13 protein-coding genes are annotated in these 15796 nt (G+C 33.5%); 9 read left to right on the top strand and 4 right to left on the bottom strand.

All coding sequences use genetic code 11. From position 1 onward, the window contains the following. Positions 1–54: 54 nt before the first annotated feature. Both SAGCYANO_RS48915 and SAGCYANO_RS48910 read right to left on the bottom strand, forming a co-directional pair. Positions 55–732, bottom strand: coding sequence for an isochorismate synthase (locus SAGCYANO_RS48915; protein WP_307785793.1), 678 nt, complete (start codon positions 730–732; stop codon positions 55–57). Positions 733–779: 47 nt separating this feature from the next. After that, entirely contained in the window at positions 780–1547 is a 768-nt protein-coding gene (locus tag SAGCYANO_RS48910) for a hypothetical protein (protein ID WP_307785787.1), read from the bottom strand. Positions 1548–2702: 1155 nt separating this feature from the next. On the opposite strand from SAGCYANO_RS48910, the gene menA reads away from it, so the two are divergent. The 7 genes from menA to SAGCYANO_RS00895 all read left to right on the top strand — a co-directional run bounded on the left by menA (position 2703) and on the right by SAGCYANO_RS00895 (position 10865). Beyond that, positions 2703–3599, top strand: coding sequence for a 2-carboxy-1,4-naphthoquinone phytyltransferase (gene menA / locus SAGCYANO_RS00930; RefSeq protein ID WP_202218378.1), 897 nt, complete (start codon positions 2703–2705; stop codon positions 3597–3599). 380 nt (positions 3600–3979) lie between these two features. Further along, positions 3980–4378: a peptide-methionine (R)-S-oxide reductase MsrB gene (gene msrB, locus SAGCYANO_RS00925; RefSeq protein WP_202218377.1), complete on the top strand. Its 399-nt coding sequence runs from the start codon at positions 3980–3982 to the stop codon at positions 4376–4378. Positions 4379–4602: 224 nt separating this feature from the next. Continuing rightward, positions 4603–5424, top strand: a complete 822-nt coding sequence (gene menH, locus SAGCYANO_RS00920; RefSeq protein WP_237395484.1) for a 2-succinyl-6-hydroxy-2,4-cyclohexadiene-1-carboxylate synthase — start codon at positions 4603–4605, stop codon at positions 5422–5424. Positions 5425–6289: 865 nt separating this feature from the next. Further along, positions 6290–7243 carry an o-succinylbenzoate synthase gene (locus tag SAGCYANO_RS00915; RefSeq protein WP_202218376.1) on the top strand — a complete coding sequence of 318 codons (954 nt, stop codon included), beginning with the start codon at positions 6290–6292 and terminating at the stop codon, positions 7241–7243. A gap of 805 nt (positions 7244–8048) precedes the next feature. After that, positions 8049–8399, top strand: a complete 351-nt coding sequence (locus SAGCYANO_RS00905) for a hypothetical protein (protein ID WP_202218374.1) — start codon at positions 8049–8051, stop codon at positions 8397–8399. A gap of 2 nt (positions 8400–8401) precedes the next feature. Further along, on the top strand, positions 8402–9451 hold the full coding sequence (locus SAGCYANO_RS00900; RefSeq protein WP_202218441.1) for a 2-succinylbenzoate--CoA ligase: 1050 nt from the start codon (positions 8402–8404) through the stop codon (positions 9449–9451). 313 nt (positions 9452–9764) lie between these two features. Next, complete coding sequence (locus tag SAGCYANO_RS00895; RefSeq protein WP_202218373.1) at positions 9765–10865, top strand: alkene reductase; 1101 nt, start codon at positions 9765–9767, stop codon at positions 10863–10865. A gap of 308 nt (positions 10866–11173) precedes the next feature. On the opposite strand, the gene SAGCYANO_RS00890 is transcribed toward SAGCYANO_RS00895, so the two are convergent. After that, positions 11174–12175, bottom strand: a complete 1002-nt coding sequence (locus SAGCYANO_RS00890) for a glycosyltransferase family 2 protein (RefSeq protein ID WP_202218372.1) — start codon at positions 12173–12175, stop codon at positions 11174–11176. A 453-nt stretch (positions 12176–12628) separates the two neighbouring features. On the opposite strand from SAGCYANO_RS00890, the gene SAGCYANO_RS00885 reads away from it, so the two are divergent. Together SAGCYANO_RS00885 and SAGCYANO_RS00880 are read left to right on the top strand one after the other, a co-directional pair. Further along, positions 12629–13948, top strand: a complete 1320-nt coding sequence (locus tag SAGCYANO_RS00885) for a glycosyltransferase family 39 protein (RefSeq protein ID WP_237395481.1) — start codon at positions 12629–12631, stop codon at positions 13946–13948. 77 nt (positions 13949–14025) lie between these two features. Next, complete coding sequence (locus tag SAGCYANO_RS00880; RefSeq protein ID WP_202218370.1) at positions 14026–14940, top strand: lysylphosphatidylglycerol synthase domain-containing protein; 915 nt, start codon at positions 14026–14028, stop codon at positions 14938–14940. A gap of 147 nt (positions 14941–15087) precedes the next feature. Here SAGCYANO_RS00880 and SAGCYANO_RS00875 read toward each other — a convergent pair whose 3' ends face one another. Further along, complete coding sequence (locus SAGCYANO_RS00875) at positions 15088–15789, bottom strand: TVP38/TMEM64 family protein (RefSeq protein WP_202218369.1); 702 nt, start codon at positions 15787–15789, stop codon at positions 15088–15090. Positions 15790–15796 lie beyond the last annotated feature (7 nt).

Genomic DNA, 15796 nt, shown 5'->3' with positions numbered 1-15796 from the left:
TTATTCATTATTCATTATTCATTATTCATTGTTGAACACTGTTCCCTACTTTACTTAAACTAAAGCTTTTAATAAAGTCTGAAGTTTTAGTTGAACTTCTGCTAATTCTTTGTCTGGTTTTGAACCAACAACTATGCCTGCACCTGCAAAAAGTCTGGTGCGGTCTCCGTCTATTAATGCTGACCTAATACCCACGACAAATTCCCCATTTCCTTGATAGTCTATCCAACCTATAGGTGCTGCATAAAGCGATCGCTCGAAAGTTTCAAAATTATGTATTTGTTGTTGAGCAGTATCTCTCGGAACTCCTGCTACTGCTGGGGTGGGATGTAGCTCTGCTAGGATTTCTAATATATGAATATTTTGGGAAATTTCTGCTGTAATTGGTGTCCATAAATGCTGAATATTTGACAATTGTAGTAGATGGGGTTGAGATGGATAATGAGGATTTAATCCTAAATCTTGGAGATGTTTAATAATAAAATCTATGACAAATTTATGTTCTCGTAAATCTTTTTCACTGCATAATAAATTCTTGGCTAATTTGACGTCTTGAGTGGAGGTTTTACCTCTAGGTGCTGAACCTGCTAAAGCGTCTGTAATTAATTGGTTATTATTAATACTAATTAACCTTTCCGGACTTGCACCTATGAAGTTTTGACCTTTGCCATTACTGGTAGAAAATACATAGCAGTCTGGATAAATGAATCGTAAATTATTTAAAGACTGAATTAAGTTAACAGGGGTTTGAGAATATATGTCTATGGCGTGGGCTAAAACTATTTTTTTAAATAATTTGAGTTAATCAAATCTAGAGCGGAAGCTACTGATTTTTTAAAGTCCTGTAAATGATTGGGATTAATTTTCCGAAGATTTCCGTGAGGCTTGATTAAACTTGATAAAGAAGTATTATTTATTTGAGTAATTTGCTGGTATTTCTGCCAAATTATCTGGGAAATATTTTGAATATCTATGGATGTAGTGAGAACTGTATTAATAACAAGTATATAGCGATTATTTTTCTGAGTTATTTGCCACCGTGGCAAAAATATAGTGGCTGAAGGAAAGTGAGAATTTATAGATAGTTCTTCTTGATAATTAGCATTTTGAGAAATATGTAGATTGATTTGGGAATCTTGTTCAAAGAAAGTAAAACTACAAAAAAAGTGAGGACCTGAAAATGGTAAATGTGTTGCACCTAAAACAATTGTATTATTAAGACATGACTGAATAAAAGATCGAGCTTGTGAGAAACGGTTCCCACTCTTAACAGTAAAGTGGGTAGCAGCATCTACAGCAGCGATCGCTAAGGTATTTTTTTCAGTATTTGTTTTTCCAATAACTTGTTTTTCTAGATAAAAATGTAGTTGATGGGGTTTACAAATTTCCTGCAATACTGCTAGGGGATCTACTGGTAATATTTCCACAGAAATACTAATGACTTTTTTCTGCACCTGTTCCGTTAATGTCTGTTGACAATTTAACAGAAACTGATGCAGGTCCTGGCAGCTTTGAAATAGATTAACAGAAGTGGGTATTGCAGGCATGAAAAAAAGAATCGGAAATTTTTACTGAATATTGAATATTAAGAGATTCATTGGTTGGGCTGTTCAATTCCTAAAAATGGCCCAATTTATCCCCTAGTTTTAATTAAAATTATCACCTTTATTTATATTAGACCCCATAGTTATGGTCAAAATTAAATCTTTTTCCCTCCTTTTTTTTGCGTTTCTCTTTCCTGTTCTCTTTTTGAGACTTTTACATATCGTTAGCACCAGGCTATTACCAAGAGCTTTAAGTTTGGTTTTATAGTATTTAAGATATAATAGCAGTCCTCAGTAAGTAGGTATAAATAAATATCAAACAAAAAGACAGGTATTGAGGTTGAGTGAAAGAAATTGTTTAATTTCTTCTTTAATAAAGATTCTCTATAAAGTCTTAATTTGACCAATAAATAGGGTCAATAGTCTCCTCTTTCAAGGGGATGAAAAAAGTAAACTTCACTATTTTCTTACCTCATACTTTCCTAGGTCATGCTGTGCAAACGGCAGTCGGTACTGATAACTGATAACTGAAATGACCTACCTACTTAACCATTTTTTGTCAAAAATCTCAAAATAGATAAAAAGTCTAAACTCTTACCTTTTCTAGAGCTATTGCCTAATTACAAGAGATTTTGCACAACCACTCCGAAAACTGCTGTGTAGGTCATAGAGAATTATTCAGAATAACTAGAAAGGCCAAATTAAATCAAATGTAAAGGAAAAATAAATTACATTATTTTTTGTTAAGTTTTCTGCATAACTCGGAAATTAAAGTGTTAAGAGATGTCTAATTGTTGTGAGGGAAAAATATTTCTGAAGTATGTTTATCAAAAGTATGTTTATTATTATCTAGAGTTAGGATTGAGAAGTTGGTCACAACTCATTAAACTATAAAAATCAACCTCCATAACTATGTAAGCATTTCCTGCGGACTGCTGCGCAAACAACTATTAGCAGTCAGTTCTTCGGTGCGAAATGGGAACGCATTCAGCTTTTTAATGAATGAAGCAAGCACTTGCTTAACTTCTAGTACATTTTTAAACAAAGAATTGAAGCACAAGAATAACGAGCTTAAATTGTCCACTAAAAGGAATAAAGCTGATAGCTGAATGCTTACATAACTATTACCAAAATCTCAAAATTAATTATCAAATTAAGATGACATTTCAAACAATAAATCAATCTCAGAAAAAATTATGGCTAGCTGCCATCAAACCACCTATGTATAGTGTAGCTATTATGCCTATATGGGTGGGAACTGCAATAGCTTTCTGGGAAAAAAATTCGATTAATTGGTCGATTTTTTCAACATTTATTACATCAGCAATTTTCATTTTAGCCTGGGAAAATATTAGTAATGATGTATTTGATTCAGAAACAGGTATCGATAAAAATAAACATCATTCTTTAGTAAATTTGACAGGAAATAAATCTTTGATGTTTGTCCTGGGTAATTTGTTTTTACTGTTGGGAATTTCAGGTGTTTTAGGAATTAGTTGGTGGCAAAAAGATTTAACGGTGATTGGATTAATATTGTTGTGCTGTTTTTTGGGATATATTTATCAAGGTCCTCCTTTTAGATTAGGATATCAAGGCTTAGGAGAAATTCTCTGTTTTTTTGCTTTCGGTCCTTTGGCAATTTCTGCTGCTTATTATAGTCAAACTAAAAGTTGGTCAATGATAAGTTTGACCGCATCAATAATTATTGGAATTACTACTACTCTTATTCTCTTTTGTTCTCACTTTCACCAAGTAAAAGATGACTTAGCAGCAGGGAAGCGATCGCCTATTGTGAGAATGGGAACTAAAGTAGGTTCTCAATTATTAAGTTGGTCTTGTGGAATTGTTTTTGTACTCATTTCTATCTGTTTAGGTTTAGGAATTTTCCCAGTTTGGACTCTGTTAAGTTTTGGTGGTTTACCATTTGCTATTCAGTTATGTCGCCATGTTGGCAATTATCACGACCAACCAGAAAAAGTTAGTAACTGCAAATTTATTGCTGTTTATCTACATTTTTTTAGTGGATTATTATTTGGTTTGGGATTTATGATTTAAACATGAGATATGAGGAACAATTAATAATTAATAATTAATAATTAATAATTAATAATTAATAATTAATAATTAGGGCTTGCTGATTAAATCTAAAAGTATTTACAGATAAAGGTAAGTGCCTTTTTGGGGTCGAATTGCAGTGCCTGGTTTTCAGCTCTTCACACTCAAAAAGGAGCGTATTTTAGGCGCATAGTTGGGCAGAACAATCTTGGGACAATTCTTAACCTTGGGAAACGCTATATATAATTTTCTGCCCAAGTAAAAAGATAATCCTCAGACTGCTTAACAATATGTTACAATTAGTAAAGCATGACAATCTATAGCACTTAAAAATTAGGTTTTGTGCTCAAAAATAATCTGTGAATAGGAATATTAAAAGTATGGTTAGTAAAGTTCAAAAAAGTGAAAAAGAATGGAAAGAACAACTCACACCAGAACAGTTCAATGTAACTAGAAAAAAGGGAACTGAAAGACCATTTACAGGGGAATATCACAACAATAAAGAAAAAGGAATATACAAATGTGTTTGTTGTGGTGCTGACTTATTTAGTTCCGAAGAGAAATATGATTCTGGCACAGGTTGGCCGAGTTATTGGGCACCGATTAATCAGGAAAATATCAAAGAAGAAGCTGACTGGAGTTTATTTATGCGAAGAACAGAAATTCTTTGTAGTAATTGTGATGCTCATCTCGGTCACGTTTTCCCTGATGGTCCTCCACCAACTGGATTGCGATATTGTTTGAATTCTGCTGCGCTGAAGTTTGTTAAGTCTGAGTAAGTAATTGAGAATTATGGTGGCAAACATACCACCATAATTTAAGGAAAGGTAGACTTATCACTATAAAATCTAAATTCAGTACTTCAATGATATTTATTGTTTTAATTTCTCTACTAATTGGCGACGTTATAAGCTATTTCTTCTTTCTATAAACATTCTTCAATATATTTTATTTCAGTAGTCCAAATCACTTTTATTTCTGAATATAGGGTTTTTTGACAAAATTGACAGAAATATCTCGTTATTATCAACTCCACTATTATTTAACAGGTAAAATTAATAAGCCTGTTATTCTATTACTACATGGATTTATGGGAAGTAGTAATGATTTTGTCGATTTGATTCCCCAATTATGTGAATATTTTTGTTGTCTAACAGTTGACTTACCTGGACATGGGAAAACTATAGTTACTGGCGGTGATGAGTATTACGATATGGAAAATACTGCTATAGCATTGATTCATTTATTGGATGAGTTGAAAATTGATAATTGTTATTTATTTGGTTATTCAATGGGTGGCAGATTAGCTTTATATATGGCAATTAATTTTTCCACTAGATTTAATAAGTTAATATTAGAATCAGCGTCGCCAGGATTAAAGACTGAAGTTGAGCGATCGCTCCGTTGTGAATCAGATTTAAGGTTAGCTGATAAGTTAGAAAATAGTAATTTTCAAGAATTTTTATCTAATTGGTATAGTCAAGGATTATTTAAATCTTTGAGGCAAAATAATAATTTTGAGAAAGTCATAGAAAGACGGTTAGAAAATAACCCTTTAGAATTAGCAAAGTCTCTCCGAAATATGGGAACAGGCAATCAACCTTCTCTCTGGGATAAATTATCAAATTATCAGATTCCTACTTTATTAATGGTGGGAGAATTTGATGATAAATTTAAAGCTATTAATACAGAAATGACAAAATTATCTCCGGTTGCTAATCTGAAAATAATTCCTGAATCTGGTCATAATATTCATTGGGAAAATCCTCAAAAATGGATTGAAATTCTGATAATTTTTTTGCTAGAAGGAAGGAAAAAGAAGTAGTTCAAACAGAGCTAAATTTCATAGAAGCTATAAATTAAACAATTAATAATTAATAATTAATAATTACCTCTTCTTGAAAAGAAGAGAATTGACGCGTTAGGGAAATTTTTTTCTTGTTGCTCCTTTAAAATAGAGGCTTTAAACCTTAATTATTCGGTAACATGGGATTCCTAAATTTATCGTGAATTAGAAAAATTATCAACATATACTTTGACAACTTTTCAGTATTCTTGAAGACTTACTTTTCTATCACGATTAATATTAGTAAGTTGCCAGTATCGTAATTGAGCGAGATTTTTAGCCTACCTTTGCAAGTCTACTATTTCTATATAAGTACTACTATATTGAGCGAGATTTTTAGCCTACCTTTGCAAGTCTACTATTTTTATATAAGTACTACTATCAGTGTCATATACATGAAAATATTTTGTAACCATTCAGCCTTCAGCTAGCCTCCTATGGTCGGAACTACGTTATAAGCTATCAGCTATTAATTCATTGCCTTGAGAGCAGGAATTAATATTAAAAAATTCAAGGATAATTATAAAGTATTGGAAAAAAACTGACCTTGACCTTAGCAGTGTATATACATTATCTATGAAACAGCTAAAAGCTGACCGCTAATAGCTGTTTGCGCAGCATTCCGCAGGAAATACTTACAATATTTTATCCTTACTTTGCAATAAAAAGGCAAAGAGGTTAATTTCAAAAAAAACCTTCCCTAAAAATTATGTACTATCAACTTTGATAGACAACTTTTATAGATGTAGCCTAATTTAATGAACACTGCTATAAAATCTCTCCTTACCTTGCAATGAAAAGGCAAAGAGATAAAATTTTTCTAAGAACACCTCCCCCAAAAATTATGCAGTACCAACTAAAATTTTCCCTCTACAAAAGGAACTTCAAACAACCCCTCAAAACCAGTCATGGTATCTGGGATGTTAGAGAAGGAATAATTTTACAACTAACTAGCGAAACTGGGAAAATAGGGTTAGGTGAAATTGCTCCTTTGAGTTGGTTTGACTCTGAAACTTTGTCGGAAGCTTTAGATTTTTGTCACCACTTACCAACAGAAATTACAGTAGAAACAATTTTATCTATTCCTGAAAATTTACCTGCTTGTAAGTTTGGTTTTGAATCAGCTTGGGAAAATCTGAGGGAAAGAGAAATAGATAAGAAAGAAGAATTAAAAAGCTCTAATTTTTACAGTGCTTTATTACCAGAAGGAGAGTCAGCTCTAGAAGTTTGGCAGCCACTATGGCAAGAAGGATATCGTACTTTTAAATGGAAGATAGGAGTTAGTAAAATTCAAACGGAACTACAAATTTTTCAGCAGTTAGCTAAAGCACTTCCTACAGAAGCAAATCTCAGATTAGATGCTAATGGTGGATTAACTTTTGAGGAGGCAAAACAATGGTTAAAAATATCTGAAAATTTCAATTTAATTGAATTTATAGAACAACCTTTACCTGTTGATAAATTTGAGGAAATGTTGAAATTAAGTCATCAACACTCGACCCCTATTGCTTTAGATGAATCTGTGGCTAACTTCAGTAAAATGCAACAATATTATCAACAGGGTTGGCGAGGAATATTTTCGATTAAACCTGCTATTTTTGGTTCACCTTCGCAACTCCGTAATTTTTGTCAAAATCATACTATTGATATAGTTTTCTCTTCAGTATTTGAAACAAAAGTTGGTAGAAAATCAGCACTACGACTCGCGACAGAATTACAACCAAATATACTTAAAAATCGTGCTTTTGGTTTTGGAATTACCCATTGGTTTGATGAACAAGAAAAAATATGGCAGTAAGTATTCAGCGATTAGCTTTTGAAATAATCGTAATAATTCAGCTATTATCATTCAGCTTTTGAAAGAATCAATAAATTATACCAAATTGATAAATGTTTGCTACAAATAGTTAGGGTATTTATTCTAATGCGCGAATGCGCGAATTTAGGTAAGCATTTCCTGCGCAGCATGACCTAGGAAATGCTTACAACAAATCTACTCAAAAATCGTACCTTTGGTTTTGGAATTACCGAAAAATCGTGGTCTAAAGTATCCCATTTTAAGGGGATAAAAAGCTGTCGAGAGATGGCGATCTTCGGAGCGGCTCTGTCAAGAGCGGGTTTCCTCGCCATATCTAATCGACCAAGAGAAAAGATAATTCCGTATTTTCGTAGCCTCCTTATTGCAGAGGTACTGATAGTTGATAACTGATAACTTATAACTGAAATTACCCATTGGTTTGATGAACAAAAAGAAATATGGCAAGACAGTTTATGAACCAAATTTTTAACTATCTGAGTACAAATAGTGATTTACTAATTGGTAATAAGTAGGGGCGGGTTTAACCAAAATCCTTGAGGTAAGAGCATCTAGTTCTCAAAACCCGCCCTCTTTATTCCATTTAGTATTTGAAACAAAAATTGGTAGAAAATCAGCACTACGACTCGCGACAGAATTACAATCAAATCTACTCAAAAATCGCGCCTTTGGTTTTGTAATTCCCCATTGATTTAATGAACAAGAGAAAATATGACAAGACAATTTATGAACCAAATTTTTAACTATCTAAGCACAAATAGTGATTTACTGATTGGTAATAAAAGTATTGATATCTATTCCATTAGTAAAAAAGTTTGATTACTTGAGCGAAAAATTTCATTCAGAATCTACACCAAAGATATTTATATCAGAATCAAAATCAACAGAATTTATTACAAGTTTCATTGCTGCTGTTGCTACTGGTTTTCAAGTCTTTCTATGTAATCCAAATTGGGGTAAACAAGAATGGGAACAAGTATTAGAATTAGTACAACCAGACATAATTTTTGGAAATACTCCCGACGAAAATTTTCTAGGAGCAGATATATACAAAAATGATGTATCTCCTCAAAATAGCATCTCTATAAAACCAATCCATACTAATAATAATACCAAGGAATTTTTTCCAAAAATTTGATTATGATTCCTACTGGTGGCTCATCTGGAAAAGTTAAATTTACCATTCACACATGGGAAACATTACTATCATCAGTGGAAGGTTTCCAAAAATATTTCCAAGTACAACAAATTAACTCATTTTGTATTTTACCCTTATATCACGTCAGTGGTTTAATGCAATTCATGCGCTCCTTTACTACTGGAGGAAATTTAGTAATTTTGCCATCATATAAAGAAATTTTCGACAAAAAGGAATGGAATATTAATCCCAATAAATTTTTTATTTCTCTAGTACCAACTCAGTTACAAAAGCTCATACAAAATTCAGAAACAGCAAACTGGTTATCTAATTTTCAGACAGTGCTTTTAGGTGGCGCACCTGCTTGGCAAGAATTATTTGATCTAGCCAGAAAATATCAGATTAGATTAGCACCTACTTACGGAATGACTGAAACTGCTGCTCAAGTTGCTACTCTTAAACCGGAAGATTTTTTGACAGGAAATAATAGCAACGGTCAAATTTTACCCCACGCAGAAATTATGATTAAAAGTGAAAATGGGGAGATTTTAGGCAAAAATAAAATTGGGATTCTTAACATCAAATCTCATTCTTTAGCATTAGGATATTATCCCAACTTATTTAATCCTTCTGAAAGTTTTGTGACGGATGATTTAGGATGTTTGGATAATCAAGGTTGCTTAAATATAGTAGGTCGTCGTAGTCAAAAAATTATTACTGGTGGAGAAAATGTTTTTCCGGCAGAAGTAGAAGCAGCTATTTTAGCAACTGGATTAGTTACTGATGTCTGTGTAATAGGTTTACCCGATAAATATTGGGGTGAAATTGTGACTGCTGTTTATGTTGCTGATGAATTAGAGATTTCTATAGAAAACTTTCAGGGTGCTATTAATGGAAAATTGAGTAAATTTAAACAACCTAAATCTTGGGTTAAAGTTGAAAATTTACCTCGTAATTCTCAGGGTAAAATTAATCGGGAATTGTTAAAAAAAATAGCAATTCAGAAGGAAGAAGGAAGAAGGAAGAAGGAAGAAGGAAGAAGAAGACTTTAGTTATCTAGGAGAGAAGAAAATATTACCTTGTCTGAATTTTAAGCTTTTGATATTTCGGCACCTTTCCTTTTTGACTTTTTAACTCATACTAATTCAAGCTCTAATCAAACTGATACCTGACTGCTGAATGCTGAATGCTTACATAATCTTGCTATTGACTAAGCAAAATTATTTAATTCTAAACCTATAGCTATAGATAGTTAAATATCGCTCAAAATTATGATTTTTTGAGAAATTAAATCTATTATTAATTCCAGGTAAAATAAACAGATAAATATCAAATTATCATCCTAGAAACTGGTCAATTAAAAACATGACTACTCAAACAGATTCACAAACTCTACTAACTCCCTTAATAATGGGAGATTTAACCCTAAAAAACCGAGTTGTCATGGCTCCAATGACTAGATCGCGAGCAGGCACAGAACGAATGCCCAATGCTATGATGGCCGAATATTATGGCCAACGAGCTGGGGCAGGTTTAATCATTTCAGAGGCAACTGTCATTTCCAAACAAGCTAATGGCTGGGTCAATTCTCCAGGTATTTACTCAGACGAACAGACAGAAGCTTGGAAACAAGTTGTAGATGCTGTCCATAGCAAAGGAACTCCTATATTTCTTCAATTTTGGCACTGTGGACGAGCTTCTCATAGTAGCTTTCACGAAAATGGTCAATTGCCAGTAGCGCCCTCTGCTATTAGACTGAATCAAGAATATATTCATACTCCCATTGGCAAACAACCATTAGAAACCCCTCGCGCTCTAGAAACAGAAGAGATTCCAGCAATTGTAGAAGATTATCGTTTAGCTGCCGAACGTGCAAAGTCTGCTGGTTTTGATGGAGTAGAAATTCACGGAGCAAATGGCTATTTGATTGACGAATTTCTACAGTCAAAAACCAATCATCGGAGCGATCGCTATGGTGGCAGTCTGGAAAACAGATTTCAGTTTCTCAAAGAAATTGTAGAGTCTATTTTAACTGTTTGGCCTGCTAATAGAGTTGGGGCAAGAATTAGTCCTAATGGTAATTTTAACGATATGGGTTCGCCAGATTTTCGGGAAACTTTTATTTATGTTGCGCAACAGTTAAATAATTATGGGTTAACTTATCTTCACGTTATGGATGGTTTAGCTTTTGGTTCTCACGAATTAGGTGAACCGATGACTTTGGCTGAATTTAGAGAGGTGTTTACCAGCACTCTTATCGGAAATTGCGGATATACTCAAGAAACTGCTGAAACAGCAATTCAAGCTGGAAATGCCGACTTAATTGCTTTTGGGCGACCTTTTATTAGTAATCCAGATTTAGTAGAACGTTTTGCTAATAATTGGCCTCTTAATCCACCTGCTGATGTGAAAATTTGGTATTCATTTGATAAAGAAGGATATATTGATTTTCCCACTTATCAATAATCTGTAGTAATTTAGATAAGGAGTCAGTAGGGGCGAATGGCATTCGCCCGTACAGGAGTCAGAAGGTAGAAAAGAGTTTTTCATTGACATCCTCCCCGCATTAGATTATTGGGACGGGGGCGGGTTCATCTGAATAATTTGTAACACCATTAACTTAACGCGGAACCCGCCCCTACTATTATTTTGGGTGAACATTTACCACTAATTGAATTTCATACATTTATTCAGCAACACCTAAACGCCTTCTCCCTTCTTCCTCCCCCCCTTTCAAAGGGGGGGCAAGGGGGGATGCCTTCTTCCTTCTTCTGTTAATTTTTACCAACAATTTCTCTAACTCGATAAATAGGTCGTTCTTGAGATTCGTGATAAGTTCGCATCAGTAATTCTGCCAATAAACCAAAACTAAATAATTGTAAACCTGCAAGTAATAAGACAACAACTAAAATTAGTAGAGGGCGATCGCCAATCTCTTCATTAAAGCCTAATTTCAGAATCGTTAAATAAATGCCAAAAAGTAAACCTAAGCCCCCAGAAATCAAACCCAACATTCCAAAAACGTGCATCGGTCTAGTGAGGAATTTTTTCATAAAAAATACTGTTAATAAATCCATCACAACTCGAAAAGTTCGCCCTAGACCATACTTACTTTGACCATAGCGACGAGCATAATGTTTTACAGGCATTTCTGCAATTCTTGCCCCTTCAATAAAAGCTAAAGCTGGTAAAAATCTATGTAATTCACCATAGAGATTCATATCAGTAATTAATTCCAAACGATAAGCTTTTAAGGAACAACCATAATCATGTAAATTTACCCCTGTAACTTTACCAATTATCCAATTAGCAATTTTAGAAGGAAGTAGTCGTGTAACAGCGTCATCCTGCCTATTTTTTCGCCACCCACTCACTAAATCATAACCTTCATCAAGCTTAGATAATAATAGTGGAATGTCAGCTGGATCGTTTTGTAAATCTCCATCCAAAGTAACAATTACTTTGCCCATAGCATACTTAAACCCTGCTGCCATAGCTGCCGTTTGTCCATAATTTCGGCGGAGAATTACTGCTTTTAAATCTGTACGTTTTTCAGCTAATTCTGTTAGTAGTTTTGTCGAACCATCCTGAGAACCATCATCTACACAGATAATTTCGTAAGTAAGTTGATTTTCTATTAAAGTAGTAGAAATTTTTTCTAATAGTTGAGGAATACTATCGACTTCATTATAAATAGGTGTAACTATAGATAAATCTAGTTGAGTAGGGGCGCTTTTATGTAGCTCCATCTCTGGAGTAGATAGGTGGTTACTCATTATTAATTATCCTATTGTTTTATAAAGTTTAATTTAAATCTAAGTAAGTTGGTGTTAAAATTTGTTGCTATCTAAATAAGAATGTAAAAAACCTCTAAACTCAACTTTTTGGAGGAGCTTGGAGTCAGTATACAAATCTTAATATAGCTAAGATTTTTCATGCCTACCTACTTATCACTATCAAGTATATATACTAACAGCATTAATCAGTTGGTGAGGGCTTCTACAGGACAAAAGTAACATACTTTTTAATAAATTATATAACCTAATTTTTGCAGCCAGGAAAGATAGTTTATGTTAAGTGCTTTTCAGAGGTTGATTGACGCTATCAAAAAAAAGGAATGGTTTCCTATTTTATTGATTCTTCTTTTAGCCTGTTGTTTATACTTTTACAGAATAAATTTCCGAGGTCTATGGATAGATGAATTTTTCAGTATTAGGGATGGTATGCGAATGGCTTTTAATAAGGGTAGGCTACTCTACTATGCTCTTTTAAATCCATGGATTAACATTTCTGATAATGAAGTATGGTTGAGAGTGCCAGCTATTATTTTTGCAATATTATCTGTATATCTAATTTATAGATTAGGTAATGACTTTTTTAGTAAAAAAATTGGTCTTCTTGCCGCATTTTTACTAACTATTTCTCCACTATTTATCAATCATGCTCAAGAAATTAGATACTATACAATGGGTGTTTGCCTTGGGCTTTGTGGCTGTCTTGGTCTGGCACATTCTCTGAAGCAACCAGATAAAAAACTTCCACGATTCATATGGGTTGTAGGTAGAATTTTATCCTGTTACACTACACCTTTAAATGCAGCCTTTTTGGTACCAGATATTCTGATTTTATGGCTTAAGTTTAAGTTTAAAATTTCCAGATTAATCAGTTATCTAGTTCTATATTTAACAATAATCCTTGCTAGTATTCCTGTAGCTATTTCTGTGAAAAATTATTCAGGTTCACACCGAGTGACTTTACCAATTCCTGGTGTGAAAGAAATCTTTCGAGAGCTAAGAATAATGACTGTGTTTGCTCACCCACCACCACCACCTTATACACAATTATTGATTCAAGTTGTAGCTTTAATTGTTGTTATAGTTATTCTGGCTGCAATTATTAAAAAACCTCGTACTCAGGAAGTTGTATGGTTAGCTTCATGGGGAATTATACCTGCTGCATCTATTTTTGTTTTTTCTAATGTATTCTACTCGATCTGGAATAGTCGTTACCTAATCATTTCTCAGCCATACTTTATATTACTGGTGGCAATTGGCTTTTTTAAGATTTTGGATTGGCAAAAAATAATTGGAGTCATGCTGGCTGTAATATATATGTTGGCTGTTAGTTTTGGTTTAGTAACTTATTATACAACCTCAAAGCGATATACGGGAGCATTAGACCACTACAGACCAGCAGCACAATTGATTGAAAGTCAAGATAGAGAAGGTGACATAATTATGTACTCTACAAATCATGCTAATTCTTTCCCTATCAATGGCGGCTCTTTTCCTCTAGCTTACTATTATCGAGGTTCTGCACCTATATATGTCGATCAGAGGGAAAAAACAGATAAATCAAATCTTCCAGTCCATTTAAAAAATTGGGTTGAAAGTTTACCTCCTAAAGACTCGCGTATATGGTTTATCTATTACGGGGGAGATATGAAAATTTTTAAGTCTGTATTTGCAGAAAAATTTACAATTGAATCAGAGGAAATTATTGGTACTGCAAATATATTATTGCTAATTCCTAAGTTAGATAAAAAATGATTAGGCTGAATACTTACACAGTTTAGAGACGAAAGGCAAAGAGTTAACATTTATCAACCGAGTTATTTTTGTACTTTATGAAAAAAGTTTTGTCGGCCATTAAACCTTATCTGCGGTGGATTATTTTAGGATTAACTCTATTTTTTCTAGCTAAAACTCTCAAAGACAACTGGGAACAAGTGCTAGAAATTAGGATTAGTTATTCTGGGTGGGTAAGTTTAGGAGCTGCTTTGATCCTCACAACAATGGCTCATGTCTGGTCAGGAGTAGTCTGGTTTTGGATTATTAAAGAGTTTCATAAAAAAGTTAATTTGCGGTGGGCAATTAGAGTATATCTACTGACAAATATTGCTAAGTATTTGCCTGGAAATATCTGGCATTTTTATGGTCGAATTAATGCAACAAAAAAAGTAGGAGTACCTGTTGAAACTGCAATTTTAAGTGTTTTAATAGAACCACTTTTAATGGCGGCTGCAGCTTTAGCTGTCGCTTTAGTTGGTTCTACTCAAGAGAGTTTATTTTTGCAAGTTCTGTGTTTTGGCATAGTTATTTTTAGTCTTCATCCACGAATTTTAAATCCAGTAATTAAATATTTAGTTAAAATCAAATTAAAAGTCAGCAAATCTGATTTAGAGCCAGCTACTGAATTAAAATTAGAGCGCTATTTAATCAAGCCTTTTCTGGGAGAAATTTGTTTTGTATTGATTCGAGGTTCTGGATTTTTATTCACTATATTAGCTTTCAATTCTGTTGAATTGAATCACGTTTTATTAATATTTAGTGCGTTTAGTTTAGCGTGGTTATTAGGTTTAGTTGTGCCAGGAGCGCCTGGAGGTGTTGGAGTATTTGAAGCAACTGCTTTAGCTTTACTAGAGCATAAATTTTCTTCTGGTATTGTTTTAAGTGCTGTTGCATTTTATCGATTGATTAGTGTTTTAGCTGAAACTTTTGCTGCTGGTTTGGCTTGGTTGGAACAAAAAAGTCAAAACTAAAAAGTAAAGTTATTGTCGTCTAAGCACAGGGTTTCACATCTAATAAATATAGCAGCGGACGCTAATGTATTTATATATTGAAAGAATTAATAATTATTAAAATTTTTTTTGTCATCTGGTTATTTTTGGAGATTAACAAACAGTAATTTAATCATTAGAAAAATCTGATGAAGATGACTTATTAATTTCTTCTATAACTTTCTTTGGCAAACTACGACGGCGACGATACCAAGTTGCACCTCCTACTAACATTGCAATGAGACTTAATGCTCCAATTAAAGGTAAAACTTCACCCGTTTTTAATGCTGTTAAACCAGAACTTCCTAACATTACAAAAGGCAAAACACCAGGTACAGTTCCCAAGATAGTACCTAATAGATAATCTTTAAAACTAACAGATGTTAAACCAGCAGCAAAATTTACTAAACCATAAGGAATAATTGGCAATAAACGAATGGCAAACATATAAAATAATCCTCCCTGACGCATTTCAGCATCCATTGCCTGCCATCGTCCAGCCAACTTTTGAGAAATCCATTCTCTACCTATAGTACGAGAGTAATAAAATGCGATAATTGCCGCAATTATAGCTGCTAAACTTGTCCATAATGTGCCTATCCACGGTCCAAAAATTGCGCCTCCAGCCAAATTAAGTGCTGTGGAAGGCAACACTAAAATAGTTGCTATTGTATAAATAACTATATAGATTATTGGTGCCCAAATACCTGCTCTTTCTAGCCAAGTTTGAACTTGTTCTGGAGCCAAACCACCTAATAAATAAGCTGTTATTCCCGTGGCAATTATACAAATAATTGTCAGGATAAAAATACCAGTTTTAAAATTGAACATTAAATCT

The organism is Okeania sp. KiyG1 (assembly GCF_014132355.1).
Classification (GTDB): domain Bacteria; phylum Cyanobacteriota; class Cyanobacteriia; order Cyanobacteriales; family Microcoleaceae; genus Okeania.
Note: the sequence above shows the minus strand (reverse complement) of the source record. Positions and strands in the feature narration are given on the sequence as shown.